At 41.2% G+C, this 16,545-nt stretch carries 13 protein-coding genes; 12 read left to right on the top strand and 1 reads right to left on the bottom strand.

What is annotated here, in order from left to right; genetic code table 11:
• Positions 1 to 97 precede the first annotated feature (97 nt).
• The 10 genes from dnaX to nucS all read left to right on the top strand — a co-directional run bounded on the left by dnaX (position 98) and on the right by nucS (position 12,482).
• On the top strand, positions 98 to 2,503 hold the full coding sequence (dnaX, locus tag AC1EK3_RS04675) for a DNA polymerase III subunit gamma/tau (RefSeq protein ID WP_480033094.1): 2,406 nt from the start codon (positions 98 to 100) through the stop codon (positions 2,501 to 2,503).
• A 6-nt stretch (positions 2,504 to 2,509) separates the two neighbouring features.
• A complete protein-coding gene (recR, locus tag AC1EK3_RS04670) occupies positions 2,510 to 3,118 on the top strand; it encodes a recombination mediator RecR (protein WP_004105782.1) in 609 nt (202 codons plus the stop codon).
• A 129-nt stretch (positions 3,119 to 3,247) separates the two neighbouring features.
• On the top strand, positions 3,248 to 4,012 hold the full coding sequence (locus AC1EK3_RS04665; protein WP_480033095.1) for an aspartate kinase: 765 nt from the start codon (positions 3,248 to 3,250) through the stop codon (positions 4,010 to 4,012).
• A gap of 63 nt (positions 4,013 to 4,075) precedes the next feature.
• A complete protein-coding gene (locus tag AC1EK3_RS04660) occupies positions 4,076 to 4,645 on the top strand; it encodes an ACT domain-containing protein (RefSeq protein WP_004105778.1) in 570 nt (189 codons plus the stop codon).
• A 101-nt stretch (positions 4,646 to 4,746) separates the two neighbouring features.
• A complete protein-coding gene (locus AC1EK3_RS04655) occupies positions 4,747 to 5,814 on the top strand; it encodes an aspartate-semialdehyde dehydrogenase (protein ID WP_480033096.1) in 1,068 nt (355 codons plus the stop codon).
• 52 nt (positions 5,815 to 5,866) lie between these two features.
• A complete protein-coding gene (locus AC1EK3_RS04650) occupies positions 5,867 to 6,487 on the top strand; it encodes a DUF5701 family protein (protein ID WP_004574183.1) in 621 nt (206 codons plus the stop codon).
• A 109-nt stretch (positions 6,488 to 6,596) separates the two neighbouring features.
• Positions 6,597 to 7,298: an ABC transporter ATP-binding protein gene (locus tag AC1EK3_RS04645; protein ID WP_004105770.1), complete on the top strand. Its 702-nt coding sequence runs from the start codon at positions 6,597 to 6,599 to the stop codon at positions 7,296 to 7,298.
• Positions 7,299 to 7,311: 13 nt separating this feature from the next.
• Positions 7,312 to 10,065 carry an ABC transporter permease gene (locus tag AC1EK3_RS04640; protein ID WP_480033097.1) on the top strand — a complete coding sequence of 918 codons (2,754 nt, stop codon included), beginning with the start codon at positions 7,312 to 7,314 and terminating at the stop codon, positions 10,063 to 10,065.
• Positions 10,066 to 10,304: 239 nt separating this feature from the next.
• The gene (locus AC1EK3_RS04635) at positions 10,305 to 11,738 is read left to right on the top strand and encodes an amino acid permease (RefSeq protein ID WP_480033203.1); all 1,434 of its coding nucleotides are present in this window, start codon (positions 10,305 to 10,307) and stop codon (positions 11,736 to 11,738) included.
• A 36-nt stretch (positions 11,739 to 11,774) separates the two neighbouring features.
• Positions 11,775 to 12,482 carry an endonuclease NucS gene (gene nucS, locus AC1EK3_RS04630; protein ID WP_415687513.1) on the top strand — a complete coding sequence of 236 codons (708 nt, stop codon included), beginning with the start codon at positions 11,775 to 11,777 and terminating at the stop codon, positions 12,480 to 12,482.
• A gap of 111 nt (positions 12,483 to 12,593) precedes the next feature.
• Here the strand turns inward: nucS and AC1EK3_RS04625 are convergent, their stop codons facing one another.
• Positions 12,594 to 13,583 carry an FKBP-type peptidyl-prolyl cis-trans isomerase gene (locus AC1EK3_RS04625; protein ID WP_415687104.1) on the bottom strand — a complete coding sequence of 330 codons (990 nt, stop codon included), beginning with the start codon at positions 13,581 to 13,583 and terminating at the stop codon, positions 12,594 to 12,596.
• Between the two features lie 79 nt (positions 13,584 to 13,662).
• On the opposite strand from AC1EK3_RS04625, the gene AC1EK3_RS04620 reads away from it, so the two are divergent.
• Both AC1EK3_RS04620 and AC1EK3_RS04615 read left to right on the top strand, forming a co-directional pair.
• Positions 13,663 to 15,462 (top strand): hypothetical protein, encoded by a 1,800-nt coding sequence (locus AC1EK3_RS04620; protein WP_480033098.1) that lies wholly within the window; start codon positions 13,663 to 13,665, stop codon positions 15,460 to 15,462.
• Entirely contained in the window at positions 15,455 to 16,519 is a 1,065-nt protein-coding gene (locus AC1EK3_RS04615) for a DUF8094 domain-containing protein (protein WP_419398835.1), read from the top strand. The genes AC1EK3_RS04620 and AC1EK3_RS04615 overlap by 8 nt, the downstream gene beginning before the upstream one ends.
• Positions 16,520 to 16,545: the final 26 nt, after the last annotated feature.

Genomic DNA, 16,545 nt, shown 5'->3' with positions numbered 1-16,545 from the left:
AAAAACGAATATAAATATCAGCAGTCGGGTGGCGGCTGCTGATAGTCTTAACTAAGATATATCGGGGAAATAGTTAGGTCGCGGTAGGTTAGGAAACATGGCACTTGCACTGTATCGTAGATATCGTCCTGACACGTTTGATGGTGTTATTGGGCAGGATCAGGTTACCATACCTTTGTCTAGAGCATTAGACCAAGGGAAAATAACGCATGCATATTTATTTTCTGGTCCGCGTGGATGCGGTAAAACAAGTTCTGCGCGAATTTTAGCTCGCTGCATTAATTGCGAAAAAGGACCAACTTCGCACCCATGCGGAGAGTGCCAAAGCTGTAAAGATTTAGCTACTGGCGGTGCAGGTTCTATCGACGTTGTAGAGATTGATGCTGCAAGCCATAACGGTGTCGATGATGCTAGAGAGTTGCGTGAGCGTGCTGGTTTCGCTCCTGCTCGTGACCGTTATAAGATTTTTATTCTCGACGAAGCTCATATGGTTACACAGCAAGGTTTTAATGCTTTGCTTAAGATTGTAGAAGAGCCGCCTGAGCACGTAATGTTTATTTTTGCTACCACTGAGCCGGATAAAGTTATTGGCACTATTCGCTCGCGTACACACCATTATCCTTTCAGGCTTGTGCCTCCAGAGGTAATGTCTCCATATCTTGAAGATATTTGCAAAAAGGAAGGTATTCTGCCACAGCCGGGAGTCCTTCGCCTTGTTATGCGAGCCGGTGCGGGATCAATGCGAGATACGTTATCTGTGCTCGATCAGCTTATGGTGGGTGCTGTTGATGGTTCAATTTCTTTGGATTCTGCGGTTGCTTTATTAGGTTTTACGCCTAATTCATTGATTAGCGAATTCATTGATGATCTTATTAATCATGATGGTGCTTCGATATACGATGTAGTTCGTCGCGTTATTGTTGGAGGCTACGATACTCGTAAGTTTGTAGAAGATTTATTAGGTAGAGTTCGTGATTTGTTGCTTATGGTATCTGCAGGTCCTAAAGCGGCTTCAAGCTTACTTAATGATGTTTCTCCAGAAGATTTGGAAATATTGAATAAGCAATCTGCAAGCATGACATTGCATGATTTAGCACGTATGGCTCAAACAATTAATGATGCTTTAAGTGCAATGGCTAGTGCAATTTCTCCTCGCATGAATTTGGAAATTTTAGTTGCTCGTTTGCTTGCAGACAGCGAAACTTCAAATACTGTTGCAACTAATTTGCGCATCAATAACGTGCAACAACAAAATATTTCCACTTCTAAGCAGAGTATTCAAAATCAAGTATCTTCTGGTGCTCATTTTGTAGGTTCTACAAGCAATAAGAAATATGTTTCTGCAGATAGTGAGAATAATAGTACTTCAAATTCTTCACTACCTTCTGAAGCTACAGCATCGCCTATTGCTAAAGCAGAAACGCAATCTACTACAAACACAAAAGAAATGGAATCTAAAAAAGCGTTTTTGAACGATGCGCATAATGCTAATTCAAAGAATGATTCCATGGATACCGATGCAATGTGGGATAAAGTAGTTTCAAAATTGCCTGATGACGTACGTGAATATGTAACTCGTGAGTATGTTCCTACAGTGCAACTTACTTCAGCACAATCAGGTCGACAGCGTCTTATTTTGACTTTTAATGAGCCTATGAGTCAGCATGCGTTTGCGCTCGCAGTATGCACTACTTCTCCATATGATGGCCAAAAAGTGCCAAAAGTAGTAATGAATGAAGTGCATGAGATATTTGGAGCGCAAGTAATGATTGCTCCTGCACCAGTTGCTGCTAATGGTGAACAAGTAGAATCTGTTGCTCGAATGGATCCGCAGAAGCTTGCAAAAGTTAAGCGCGATATTTTATTGCGTAAAACAGGTATATCTGCTGGTTTTAGTAATAAAACTGATTCTGATAGCAGCGGAATAAATAAAAATCCTACTAAAAAAGAATCTTCGGGTTTTAGTGGCGCTGATGGCTCCGCAGCATCAGTAGCTTCTGAAAATACTGCGGATGAGTTAAGTGATGTTGCGAATGCGGATGATGATGTTTGGGCAGACATGTCGTCTATGCCTATGTCTGATGTGATTGCAATGCCAGAAAACTCTTCTTCTGAAGAGTCTTCTTCTAAAGACTCTTCTATTGAAGATGAGCCTATGAATCATGATGACGAGATTAAAATACAGAAGAGTTCGCATTCTCATAACCGAGATGAAGCTATTTCTGGTGTCTTGGATCAAGCTAAACTACAAACTCAAGTTCAGAATGCAACTAATACTTCAGAATTGTCTGCTGAATCAATTCAGACTACTGTTTCTCCTACGAATGGAGCTACTGCTGACGAATGTTCAATGGATGATGCTTCATTAGAATCAGCAACATCTGTAAGCACTGATGAGCTTAAACAAATTTTTGAAGTTAAATCTGTTGAAGAATTTGCTTCCACTGATCCTAAAAATCCTAAAAATGCGATTACGAGCGTTAAGAAAAAGCAAGAGGAGTAGTTTACAGTGCATAATTCATCGTCATATGATGGAGCAATTGGTCGCTTAATTGAAGCATTTTCAAAGCTTCCAGGGATCGGACCTAAAGGCGCTCAGCGTATTGCGTTTTACTTACTTTCTTCCTCGGATAAAGATGTTCAAGAACTAATAGACGCAATTAATAACATGAAAGAAAGTGTGCGTTTTTGCGATGTATGTGGAAATGTATGTGAGCAGAGCCCTTGCATAGTATGCGCAGATCCTCGGCGTGATCATAGCAAAATTTGCGTAGTTGAAGAACCTAAAGACATTATGAGTATTGAGCGAACTCATGAGTATTCAGGTGTTTATCATGTTCTTGGTGGTGCAATTAACCCAATGGCAAATGTTGGGCCGGGGGACTTAGCAATTACGCAATTACTTGAACGTCTTAAAGATGCAAAAGTTCAAGAAATTATTCTTGCGCTTGATCCTGATATAGAAGGTGAAGCGACTGTTACGTATTTGGCTCGATTGCTCGATCCTCTAGGAATTAAAGTCACTCGCCTGGCAAGTGGATTACCTGTTGGTGGAGATTTAGAGTATGCGGATGAGATCACTTTAGGTCGTGCATTTTCTGGTCGTCAATCTGTGTAATTTTGAATATTGTTTTTATGCGCACAAGTCATTATCAATAAATAGGGCATAGTTGGTAGTCTGATATTGAAGCCATTATTTGGCATATCCTGTGCGTTTATCAATATTGACATGAGCAAGGGGTAAAAATTGTCGCTTATCGTACAGAAATACGGTGGTTCTTCTGTAGCGGATACAGATTCCATACAACGTGTTGCCAAACGCATTCTTTCTACAAAAGCAGCAGGCAATGATGTTGCTGTTGTAGTTTCAGCAATGGGAGATACAACTGACGATTTAATTGATCAAGCAATGAGTGTAAATACTCATCCTCCTGCTCGCGAAATGGATATGCTTATGACAGCAGGCGAACGAATTTCTATGAGTTTGCTTGCAATGGCTATTCATGCTCAAGGATCTCATGCTTATTCTTTTACTGGTTCGCAAGCTGGATTTATGACAGATACTCAGTTTGGAGCTGCGCATATTCGTGCGGTTAAGCCTGATCGTGTCAGAAGAGCTCTTAGCAAAGGCAGTGTTGCAATTGTTGCCGGGTTCCAAGGAATTAACGAAGTTGGAGATGACACGACTCTTGGTAGAGGTGGTTCTGATACTTCAGCTGTAGCTCTTGCGGTTGCTTTAGGTGCTGATATATGTGAGATTTACACGGATGTAGATGGAGTATTTACTGCAGACCCACGTATTGTGCCAACTGCAAAACGTATTCCTGTAATCGATTATGATTCGATGCTTGAAATGTCATCTTGCGGTTCGCGCGTGCTTGCGTTGCGTTGTGTTGAGTACGCTCAGCGTTTTGGTATGCCTCTTCATGTTAGAAGTTCATTCTCACATAGGAATGGAACGCTTATAGTTCCAAATAATATTAATCCGAACGATTTGCCTAATCTGAGTTAGAAAATACAAAACTAAATATTAATAGATAATGTCAAATAATCTTCGAGCTTAAAGGCGGTAACAATGGTAAACCACGATATTCTTTCTACTATGGGCGATTTATTTCCTGATTTAGGTCCGGAAACTCCTGTTATTTCTGGCGTTGCTCATGATCGCAGTGAGGCAATGATTACGGTTCGCGGTATTCCAGATATTCCTGGCATGGCTGCGAAAGTATTTACAACTCTTGCAAAAGCAAATGTAAATATTGACATGATTGCGCAAGCAAGTGCTTCTACTGGCACAGCAGATATTTCTATTACTGCTCCAGGAGCGTCAATGGAAGCAGTCCGTAAAGTTCTAGAAGAAGCGCATGATGAATTGAAATTTACTTCTATGGATGTCGTTCCAGTAGTAGGAAAAGTAGCTGTTGTTGGCGTTGGTATGAAAACACATTCAGGTCTGGCTGCTACCTTCTTCACTGCGCTAAGTGAACATGGTATAAATACTTTGATGATTTCTACTTCGGAAATTCGTATTGCTGCCATGGTTCCTGTTGAACAAATTGATGAAGCTGTTCGTGCTTTGCATACTGCTTACGGTTTGGACGCAAGCCAAGTTGAAGCAGTAGTGTACGGCGGAAGCGGGCGCTGAAGCAATTTAAATTATTAAATTATTAAATTAACTAAATTATTTGAGTTGTAGAATTGTAAAAACTGTAGAAATTATACGTGCTTACTTTTAAGGGAGTCTCGATGACAATTATCAACGAAAAAGGCGTGAACGTGGCAGTACTTGGCGCAACTGGCCAAGTTGGTATGGTAATGCGTCGAGTGCTTGACGAGCGCGATTTTCCAATAAAAGATTTACGTTTTATGGCTTCCGCTCATTCTGCTGGCACAGTTTTGCAATATCGTGGCAAAGACGTAGTCGTAGAAGATGTAGAAAAAGCAGATTTGCACGGAATTGACATAGCTATTTTTTCTGCAGGCGGCGGAACTTCAAAAATTTGGGCTCCGAAATTCGCTGAAGCTGGCGCAATTGTAGTAGATAATTCTTCGCAATGGCGTATGCATAACGATGTGCCTTTGGTAGTTGCGGAAGTAAACCCTGAAGATTTAGATACTATTCCAAGAGGAATAGTAGCAAATCCAAATTGCACAACTATGGCTTGTATGCCTGTATTAAAGCCGCTCGCTGATGCTTTTGGATTAAAACGTTTAATTGTTTCGTCTTACCAAGCTGTTTCTGGCGCCGGTCGAGCCGGTGCTTTGCAACTCATGAACGAAGCACAAGCTGCATTAAACCAAGGAGCAGATAAACTCGTTTTCGACGGTAGTGCAATAGATTTCCCTGAGCCTACAAAAGTTGCTCGTACTATTGCTTTTAATGTAGTGCCTTTTATCGGTTCAATAGTCGATGACGGGTCTGAAGAAACTGACGAAGAACAAAAATTGCGCAATGAAAGCCGTAAGATTTTGCATTTGCCAAATCTTGCAGCATCATGTACTTGTGTGCGCGTAGGTGTTTTCACTGGTCACGGCATGAGCGTAAACGCTGAGTTTGAGCATGATGTAACTCCAGACATGGCTCGCGAAGTATTGAGCGATGCTCCGGGAGTTGAGCTTAACGATATTCCTACTCCTCAGCTAGCGGCAGGAAAATCTGCAAGTTATGTTGGCAGAATTAGGCAAGATCAAGCAGTAGATGGAAATAAGGGATTGGCACTTTTCATCACTAACGATAATTTGCGAAAAGGTGCAGCATTGAATGCTGTGCAATTGGCTGAAATTATTGCTAAAAAACGTAATTTCCTAAACTAATTATGGTTATATTGCGCTCGCGATTATGTAAGATTTTGCGTAAACTGGAATTATGTCAATAGCATCTGAAGAAATACAGCAGCAACTCGATCGTATAGTGGCACTTGGGTATCCAGATGTGGCTGATATGAGTGCCGATGCTTTTCGTAAGTTGGCAAATCCTATATTGTGTGCGCTTGAAAATAGTAGTTTAGGTGCGAATATTTTATTGGTTCCTACGCGTGAATTAGTTTCGCCTGAATCGTTGATTTCTCGTACGAGTATTAATCGCATGGCTGGATTCACCACTATGCCTCCGCGAGATATCATAAGTTTTCTCCCTAAAGACGGGTATGAGTTTCCTGAAGGTCCGTTCTATATAGTCGTCGATCCACATACTGGCTCATCGTATTTGAATCGAGAGCCTGATGTTGCTCGTAAGCTTATTGATTCTGATGAACGTTTGCCTCTTACTCTTGAGGAAGGGCTTGCTATTGCAACACAGCATCCAGATTGGCTTGAAAGCAAGAATGGATTTAATTTGCTTGGTTCACAAAGCGCAGATGGGCGTGTGCCAAGTATATGGATGAGCCAATGTGCTCCGCGTTTAGGTGCTGTATGGCCAAATTCTCGTCATACTTGGCTTGGTAATGCGTATTGCATGGAAAGATGTGGAGTGTCGTCGCTGAAGTAAGTTAGCAAATTTTGCGCTCATTTAGTAAAATAGTACGAAATATAACGGTAGATAATACGAATAAATAGAAGTTGATTTTTTATAGTTTCTCATATTGTGAAGGTGCGTTGTGGCATATATAACTTTTGATCATGTAGTGAAAGAATACCCATCAGGCTCTGGTGCTGTGCGAGCTTTAGATGATGCCAGTTTTACTGCACAAAGCGGTGAGCTTACAGTAATTTTAGGTGCATCTGGCGCGGGAAAAACTACAGCATTAAATATTTTGGGTGGTATGGATACTGCAACAAGCGGCCGTGTTGTTGTTGGCGATTGCGATGTTACTAAGCTAAAAGGTCGTAATTTGGTTCGCTACCGCAGAGAAGACATTGGTTTTGTTTTTCAATTTTATAATTTAGTTCCAAATTTAACTGCTCTTGAAAACGTAGAGTTAGCTTCGCAAATTTGTGCAGATCATTTTGACCCTGCTCAAACGCTTATTGATGTTGGCTTGAAAGAAAGGCTACATAATTTCCCAGCGCAACTTTCTGGCGGTGAGCAGCAACGTGTATCTATTGCGCGCGCTCTTGCTAAAAAACCTAAACTATTGCTATGTGACGAGCCTACTGGTGCTTTGGATTATGAAACAGGTAAGGCAGTATTGCAATTATTGCAAGATATTTGCCGAACTGAAGGCATGACAGTGCTGATTATTACTCATAATGCTGCCATTGCTCCGATGGCTCACAAAGTTGTTCGTTTCCGTTCTGGAAAAGTTGTAGACGAAACTGTGCAAGAACATCCTATGGCTATTGCCGATATTGAGTGGTGATTAGGTGGTTGTTATGCGGAAAGTAGCAGCAGTTTCAAAGCAATCTAATAATAAAAATGCCAATAATGGCAGTGAAGCTAAGCGCATGCATTCGTTGCTGCCAATAGTATTTATTAGCGCAATTAGAATGTGGGTTCGCGAATGGCGCCGCTTTTGCGTTCTTGCGGTTATTGCAATGCTTGGCGTCGCTGTTATGACTGGTATTTATGCAGGCTGCAACGACATGTTTCTCGCTACTAACGATATGTATGCGAAATTGCATGCTTATGATTTGCAAATCGTATCTACTCTTGGTTTAACTAAAGACGATGTTGCAGCATTACGCGCGTTGCCAAGTGTGAGTGAAGTTGAAGCAGAGCGTTCTTGGAAAGCAACAGCGCACGCAACAGATGATGCAAAGTCTTCATACGCAATGAATTTCGTGCATTATGTAGAATCGCAAAAAAATCTTAATCGTTTGCATTTGCTTAAGGGCAACATGCCTAAAAATAATAGTGAAGCTGTTGTAACTCAGCGATTTTTACACGACAGTGGATTGAGCATTGGCAATGTGATAGTAGTCAATATGCAGCAAAATGCGGGCGTTGGAAGTCTTGGTTCTTCTCATTCAAAGTCTAAAACTTATCGTTTGCGCATAACTGGTAGCGTGCTAGATAGCAACGATTTAAACAATCCTGATGGCTATCAATCTAAAGCATTTCGTAACTCTGTGACGTCTAGATACCCAATATTTACTTCTGCTGCTCCTGATAACGTGACTAGCTTGCCGTATACAGCAATATCGGTGCGTTTGAATGATGCTCAACGTGTCAATGTTTTTTCTAAAGATTATCGTGGCATTGTCGACGATGCGTCTGAACAGATTCAAGAACGCGTGAAATCTAAACGCGAAACAGCTCGACGTAATCAAATTATCGACGAACAAGTTAATTTAGAATTAAAAAATATTATTGCAAATGATCCTAGGCTTCAGCGCGCTCCAAATTTTGTTAAAGAGCAAGCAAAAAAGCAAATTCGTAAACAAATTAAGTCAGAGATTCAAAAACGTGTTCCTCAAGCTCAATGGCATATATCTACTCGCATAGCTAACGATAGTTATGCGAGTTTGCGTTCTGACGTTGCTTCAATACAGTCGCTTGGATACGCTTTCCCAGCAGTATTTCTTGTTGTAGCAATGATGATGAGTTTAACTGCTATGGCTCGTATGGTTGAAGAAGAGCGAGGGCTTATTGGCACATACTTAAGTTTGGGATACGGTCGTTCTACTGCAGTAACAAGACATGCTTTCTTCGCAATATTCGCGTGCTTTGTTGGCGGCGGAATTGGCGATATTATGGGTTTTCTTGCAATCCCTTCGCTTTTACTAAAAATCTTGCATGGTTTATACGCTGTTCCAGACGTTAGTTTGAAGTATGACTGGCTATATGGCTCTTTGTGTGTGCTAGCATTTGTGATTCCTGTTGCAATATGCACAATCGTTGTTAGTTGGCGAGAAACAAGGCAAGTTCCTGCAGCTTTGTTAAGGCCAAAAGCTCCAAAAGCTGGTTCTCGCGTTCTTCTTGAAAGGTTGCCTTGGATTTGGAAACGAATGAGTTTCTTGAATAAGGTTACTGTCCGCAATTTGGCGCGATTTAAAGGCAGATTGTGCATGACTATTGGTGGAGTTGCCGGTTGTACTGCGCTTATTGTTTGCGGTCTTGCTTTGAACGATACTGTTGCTACCTTGGGTATTCGCCAATACGAGGGAATTTATCGATACGATATGATTTCTATCTCGGCTCCAGGATCTTTCCAAAATATGAAGAAAAGCGTTGAGCAAGACAAGTCAAATAATAAAGTGGAAACGATGCTTCCGGCTTACGTGGGCTCTGGAGAAATAGCTAAAAATCAATCAAATAAATCGCATAGTCATCATGTTGAGGATGCCGAAAACGTGCAGTTTATTGTTGTAAAAGACACAAAAGCTTTGTCTCATCTTGTAAATTTGCAGGATGTGAACAATAATTTGCAAACTATTAAACTTACAGATGAAGGTCCGTTGCTTTCTCAAAGCGCTGCTGCATCTTTGGACATTACTCGTGGTAGCGAAATTAATGTGACGAATACTAGTTTTAAGCGTGCGAAGGTTAAAGTTAAAGCTATTGTTCGTAATCTTATTGGTTCTAATATTTACATGACTGAACGTTGCTACGAACGTTTGTTTAATGGCGAAAACAGTAAGCTTTTGAAACATAATGCGTTAATTTTGCGTTTGCGCGGTAGCGATAATAATAAAATTAAATATGCAGACAATGTTTCTGAACGTGACGGTGTGCTTGCTGTTATGAATATTACGCGTATGAAGCATGCTTTTAGTTTTGATCTTATGAATGCTGTTGTTGCTTTAATCGTAACTTTGGCTGCTGGCTTGGCTTTGGCTGTGCTTTTTACTCTTGCAAGTACTAATATTTCGGAACGTACTCGCGAAATGGCTACGCTGAAAGTTCTTGGTTTTTATCGTAGAGAAGTTCATTCCTATGTGCATAAAGAAATGCTTACTTTAACTGTTATCGGCATTGCAGTTGGATTGCCATTAGGAAGGTTTATTGCAGGATTGTTGACTAGCGCGCTTCGTATGCCATCTTTGTATTTTGAAGTTGAAGTAGCTCCTTTAAGCTATTGCATTGCTGGCGTTGCGACGCTAATTTTTGCGTTAATTGTGCAATGGGCTACCAACCCAGCTTTGGACCGCATAGATCCAGTAAGCTCGCTTAAAAGCGTGGAATAGTTGCGCGAATTGTGGAATACGTAAATGAATAGTTAAGGGTTCCCTATAAAATTGGAAATTCGTGGCTACTAAAGAACGGAGTTGTAATAATGAGTGAGACTGTGAATAGTGACATTAATGTAGGTTCTAAGCAAACAGAATCTGCAGAGACGCACAATAGCACATCTTCTCATAATCAATCTTCAAGCCAATCTTCTAGCGTATCTGCGCAAGAAAATGCAAGTAGCAATACAAACCAAATGGAGCGTAGTCTTACCAAGCGTCATGTGCAATTTATTGCTATTGGCGGCACAATTGGAACAGGTTTGTTCCTTGGTTCCGGAAAATCAATTAGCTTAACAGGTCCGAGTATTGTATTCGTTTACATTATTGTGGGCTTGATTATGTTCCTGCTGATGCGTGGCATTGGTGAGCTAATGTACAAGGATCCAAACCAACATACTTTTATTAGTTTTATTACGCGTTATCTTGGCAGAGGTTGGGGTAATTTTGCCGGATGGTCGTATTGGTTTGTGCTTGTACTTATTGGTATGAGCGAAATTACGGCAGTTAGTACGTATTGCGTCACATTCTTCCAAACTTTCGATATTGACGTAAGTCATTGGAAATGGCTTATAGAAGTAGTATTTTTAGCGGCTTTAGTGTGCATAAATTTGGTAGCTGTAAAGCTATTTGGGGAAACTGAGTTTTGGTTCTCAATGATTAAAATCACGCTAATTGTTGCTCTTATTGTTACAGCCGTAGTTATGGCTTTAATTGGTTACCATTACTCTGCAACTCCTTTGCATGGTGGCGTAATGAGTCCTGCTGGTCACGCTGGATTAGATAATATTTTCAATAATTTCTCGCTTATGCCAAACGGATGGCTTTCTTTCTTGATGAGCTTCCAAATGGTGTTTTACGCGTACCAGCTTATTGAGTTTGTTGGTGTGACTGTTTCGGAAACTAAGAATCCTCGTCAGGTTTTGCCAAAGGCTATTAACGAGATTATTGTGCGCGTCCTGGTTTTCTACGTCGGCGCTCTTATAGCGATTATGCTTATTGTGCCATGGCAGCAATTTAAGGCTACGAATGCAGAAGGCGTATTTATGTCACCATTCATTATGGTGTTCCAGTATGCGGGATTGCATTGGGCTTCTGCGCTTGTGTTCTTTGTGGTTATTACGGCTGCATCTTCTGCGCTTAATTCTTTGCTATATTCTGCTGGTCGCCACATGTATCAGATCGCTCTTGAGTCTCCTTCGCCTCTTTTGGGCAAGTTGCGTAAGGTTTCGCGCACTAAGGTTCCTGCTCGCGCGATTTTGTTCTCGTCTGCTTTAATTCTTCTTTCGCCAATTATTAATTCGATTCCTGGCATTCATGGCGCGTTTATTTTGTTTGCTTCTGCTTCTTCTGCAGTAATAATCATGATTTACATTTTGATTATGGTTACGCATCGTAAGTACCGTGAATCTGCTGATTTTATGCCAGACGGCTTCGTTATGCCGCATTACAAGCTTTTGAATTCTATTACTATAGCGTTCTTTGTTTTTGTGTATGTGACTTTGTTTATTAGCGACGATACGCGAGCTTCTGCAATTGGCGGATTAGTGTGGCTCGTATTGTTCGGCGGATATTGCGCTTTGCATCAGCATTGGCAGAATCGCGATTTAGCTGAAGCATTGGGGAAGTAGAGTACTTCTTTACTTGATTTCTGTTATGCTTGCTGTGTGCGAATTATTGTTGCGGATTGCAGTGCAGAATATACAGGTAGATTAAATGCCACGCTTCCTTTAGCGAAGCGAGTGTTGCTTATTAAAGCAGATGGCAGCGTACTTATCTTTTCTGAGCTTGGTGCGTATAAACCTCTTAATTGGATGGTAGCTCCTTGTACTATGCGTGTTCTGCGCAAAGAAGATAGCGATGAATCTGATGCTGGCATTGTTGTAGATGGCTGTATTTTGCGTGTTGCTGCCGCTAAAAGCGATGATTTGCTTATGATTTCGCTTGAGCATGTTTATAGCGATAATACTTACGATTTGGGTGAGGACCCTGGCTTGGTTAAAGATGGTGTTGAGGATCATTTGCAACGCTACTTGGCTGAGCAGATTGAACGAATCGGCGATGGTGCCACGTTGGTGCGCCGTGAGTATCCTACGGCTATCGGCCCAGTGGATATTATGGCTCAAGACGCGGATGGTGTACATGTTGCTATTGAGATTAAGCGGCATGGCGGTATCGACGGCGTTGAGCAACTTACGCGTTATTGTGAGTTGCTGAATCGAGATCCGTTACTTAAGCCGGTTAGAGGTATTTTTGCAGCGCAAACTATTAGTCCGCAAGCTCGCGTTTTGGCTGAGGATCGTGGATTTACTTGCTTAATATTGGATTACGATGAAATGCGTGGAGTTGAGTCCAACGATCTTCGTCTGTTCTAAATATGTGTTCTAAATATGTGTTCTAAATATGTAAAAACCCCTCGGGAAGGAGGGGTTTGTTATTTATGAATCGCTAGTTAATTTTGCAACAGTTTGCAAAATTCACAAATCTCACGAAGCATAGAGAATATCGACTACAAAGTAAAGTGTGGCGTTTGCAGGAATAGTTACGTTTCCGCGCGCGTCCTTCTTTTCTTCTTTGCCGTAGCCATCTTCTGGTGGGATTACCAAAAGAACTTGGGAACCGACTTTCTTTCCAGTTAAGCCTTTAGTCCAACCAGGGATTACTCCTCCAGCAAGTTGGAAGTCTGCAGGTATGCCGCGAATCCAAGAAGAATCAAACTGATGCAGTTTGCCGTCTTTATCGGTAGTCCAGCCAGTGTAATGAGCGGAAACTGTGTCTTTTGCAGTTACTTCTTTGCCGGTTCCTTCAATCAAAGTTTGAGAAACAAGCTTTCCGTCTGGCACGTAGTTATTTGTATCTAAGCTTGGGGCTCCAGATTTATCAAGAGTTACTTTCGGCAAATTTGCAGGAATATTCGCAACAGCTTTGCCTGTTGCTCTAGTTATAGCCTTTGATCGCGAAACCATTGTAAGAACCATAATATATGAAGGATTTTTATATCCTCCACTTACGCCCAAAGCAATAGTCGTATTAATTTTCTTGCCTTTAATCAAAGCGTAATATGGGCGGCTTGTAGAATTTTTACTAATGTAAATTGAGCAATCAACTTTGCCTTTTTCCCAAGTATTCATAAGTTCTTTACCGGTTTTGGAGTCGAACACAATGCCCTGAGAGCATACACGATCGCCTTCTTCAATTGCTTCTCCGTTGCCTCGTTGCAAAACGGCGTAAGTATTTTGATTTACTTTTACAGGCGTTTTCAGCGTTATTTTAGGCTTTTTTCCAAGCTCTCCAGATGCGCTTATGCCTTCCATCAACTGCATTCCAGCTTTTTGAGCGTTCTCATCAATTAAATTGTTTTTGTTGTTGGAACTCTCTGCGCATGAAGCGAGCACTACGCACATTGCTATTGCGCTAATAGTTGCGAAAGTGCGAAGTAAAAGAGATTTTTGTCCTAATGTTGTGATTTTTTTCATAGCCTCACATTACCGCCTGACGCTGATTTTTACATCAAAACATGCAAGTAATATTAAAAGATTGTAGAATAGTATCGTTATGACAAATATAGAAGATGCTTCTGATACAGAAGGACGACCAATGCGACGACCAATGCGACGGCTCACTTTGCGCAGTAAAATCATGCGCGGCGTTGTAGCTCCATTTTTTGCTTTGCTTGCAGTATTAAGTGTTGTTCTCGGTGTTGCTAACGCAACATTTTGGAAGCCTAGCAACGTGGTTATTGCGTACGCTAAAGTATCTGGAACTCGTTATATTGTCACTGATCCTGGTGTTTTGAATCTTGTAGATAACAGGGTTCGTATTAGTGTTGCTGCTTTGCATACGCGTAAGCCTATTTGTGTTGCCGTAGGTTTAATAAAAGACGTAAGAGGCTGGGTGGCAGGTTCTCCAGTACAAAGAATTACTGGTTTGCGCGATTGGAATAATCTTTCGGTTTCTGAAATGTCTGGTAGAGCCTCTATGCAAGCGGAAGGCTCTGTTGACATTAAAGATCCTGACGTAAAGTTCCAAGAATCTAATTTATGGCCTATAGTTACGTGCCAGCTTGGTTTAGCGAAATTGGCAATAAATACTGCAGATTATGTTCAATCTTCTGGTTCTGCGTCGTATGATCATGCTGTTGCAAACGGCACAATGCCTAAATCAGGCACTCGCTCTAGTAAGTCAAATAGTCATGATGCGTCTTCTTCTACACTGCGCTCGCAGGCTGCTAGACGTGTTTTGTTAATTGATTTGGGGGATAATGTACCAGAAGCTTCCGTAGAATTTCGGTGGCGTCGTAATCAAATTCCAGATTTTGCAACGCCGTTATATTTTGTAGGAGCGCTTTTTGCAGGATTAGCTATACTTTCTGCAACTATTTTTGCAATGGCTCCGCATCGTCGTCGTAATAAGCAATTAATAGCTAGCCGTTCAGGAGCGTTGACAGTAAAGTCTGCGCAGCGTGACGAAGTTACCTTTGCTGAGGCGATTTCTGGAACTATGTCTGGTATTTTCGGTCACAAACGTCGTAAGAAGGATTCTGGAAGTCACGCAAGGCATGGGACTCATGCACGTCGTCGTAAAGATTCAATGCAAAGTGGCGACTCAAATGGTATGCAAATAACTCGTGTTGCGTCTGCTTCTACAGCAGTTGCATCTACTGATTCTTTGGCTGAAACTACTGTTATTGCGCAAGATGAAATGCTTGCGTTTGCTGCGCGCTTTATGCAACAGCATGACGATAATTCTTATTTAGATGACTTAGATAATGCTGATGATGAGCTTAATGATTTACAAAATCAGGATGATTCAGGAAACGCGGAAGATTCTGCAAACGCGGAAGATGCAGAAAATGCGAAATATTCTGAAAATCCAACAGAATCAGAAAATCCAGAGAATAAGCAATATAAGCGAAATTCTCAAAATATTAAGACTCCGCGAAATAAGAAAAAATCTTATGCAAAAGCGTCATATAGCGATAATCTGAACGAACATAAGGATAAGCGTCAGCAGCAAAATAAGTATGCTCAGCAGAATAACAAGAGACGTAACCGTCAGAATGATAGAAACAATGCTAATAATTCTGAAAAGTTTGCAAAGAAACGTTTGGAAACGGCTAAGCCTTCAGATATTAGTAGCAAGATTTCGCATGAATCTACTAAGAAAAAGCCTAATGATCGCGAAAACTATCGCAACTCAGAATCGGATAAACGTCAAAATTCGTCTAAAAATAGCAACGATAAGCAGTCTCGCATAAAACGAAATGGGTTTAGAGGAGACGGCGGTAACGGTCGCTACAGAAAAAATGTGAAAGGCTACCGCGGTAATTCTTCAAGTGAGCGAGGAAATGAGTAAAATGCGTAATACTAATGTCGATATTCACCGCGTAAAAAGTAAAAATAGAGGCGTATTGCGCAACAATATAGTCACATTAATAGCATGTGTTGTATCAACGGTTATGGTAACTGGATTATCTGCTTGCGATGGGCAGGTGCCGAAACCTGCTGAAGCGCGCAGTAGTCAAGAGTTACCTAATTTGACTATGCTTCAAGAAAAAGATATCCGCTTAGGTTTGCTTCGTGAGCTAGAAAAAGCAAACGACGAAAAAGATGTGGATTCATTATCTAAAGCAGTTTCTGGACCTGCTCTTGACATTCGCACGAGCGAGCTCACTATTGCAAAGAAAACTGGGAACTTAGATCCTAAGACCACTATTCCGCGTGAAGCTGCACAAACCATTGTGCCAACTAATTCTGGTTGGCCAAGAGATTTAATGACTATTACAACTACTACTAAAGATCAGCAGTCAAAACGTCTGCTAGTTTTACGTCAACAGAGAGCGCGTTCGAATTACAAACTTTGGGCTGTCGCTCGCTTATTCCCTGGAGTGCATCTTCCTAAATTTGCTGTGCCAAGTATTGGTTCTTCAATGGGTAAATCTAACGATACTGGTTTGGTGATGACTCCAGACGAAGCAGTAGCTGCGTACGCTGACGTTTTACAAAATGGTGAAAACAGCAAGTATGCAAAGCATTTTGCTGACGATTATTTGCGTAAAAAGTTAGTTGAACTTTCTAAAGCAGTGCAAGCTGGAATGGAGCGAAATAAAGGCTCCCAAGAACAAGTCTTTACGCCAAATCTCAAACAGATAAGCATTATGCGTTCAAGCGATGGAAGCGATTTGGTTGTTGCTCGCATAGATTCTGTGTGGACTCGTAAAGCTGGCGAAGGGCGTGAATCTCGTCCTGCTTCTGATGAAGAAAAAGCATTATTTGGCGACGGTAAAGCAAAAGGTACTATGCGAGTAACTTATGTAAATGTTATTGCTCTAGTAGTTCCTCCAGCTAGTTCTCATATGAAGATTATTCCTGTTGGTGCTGAGCGTCAGCCTATTAAAGTAGAAGCTTTATAAATTTTGTAAGTACAATTTAGTGTGCT

The sequence above is a fragment of the Gardnerella sp. C0026F2 genome, assembly GCF_056590715.1.
The sequence above is the reverse complement of the archived record's forward strand: the minus strand, read 5'-3'. Positions and strand labels throughout refer to the sequence as shown.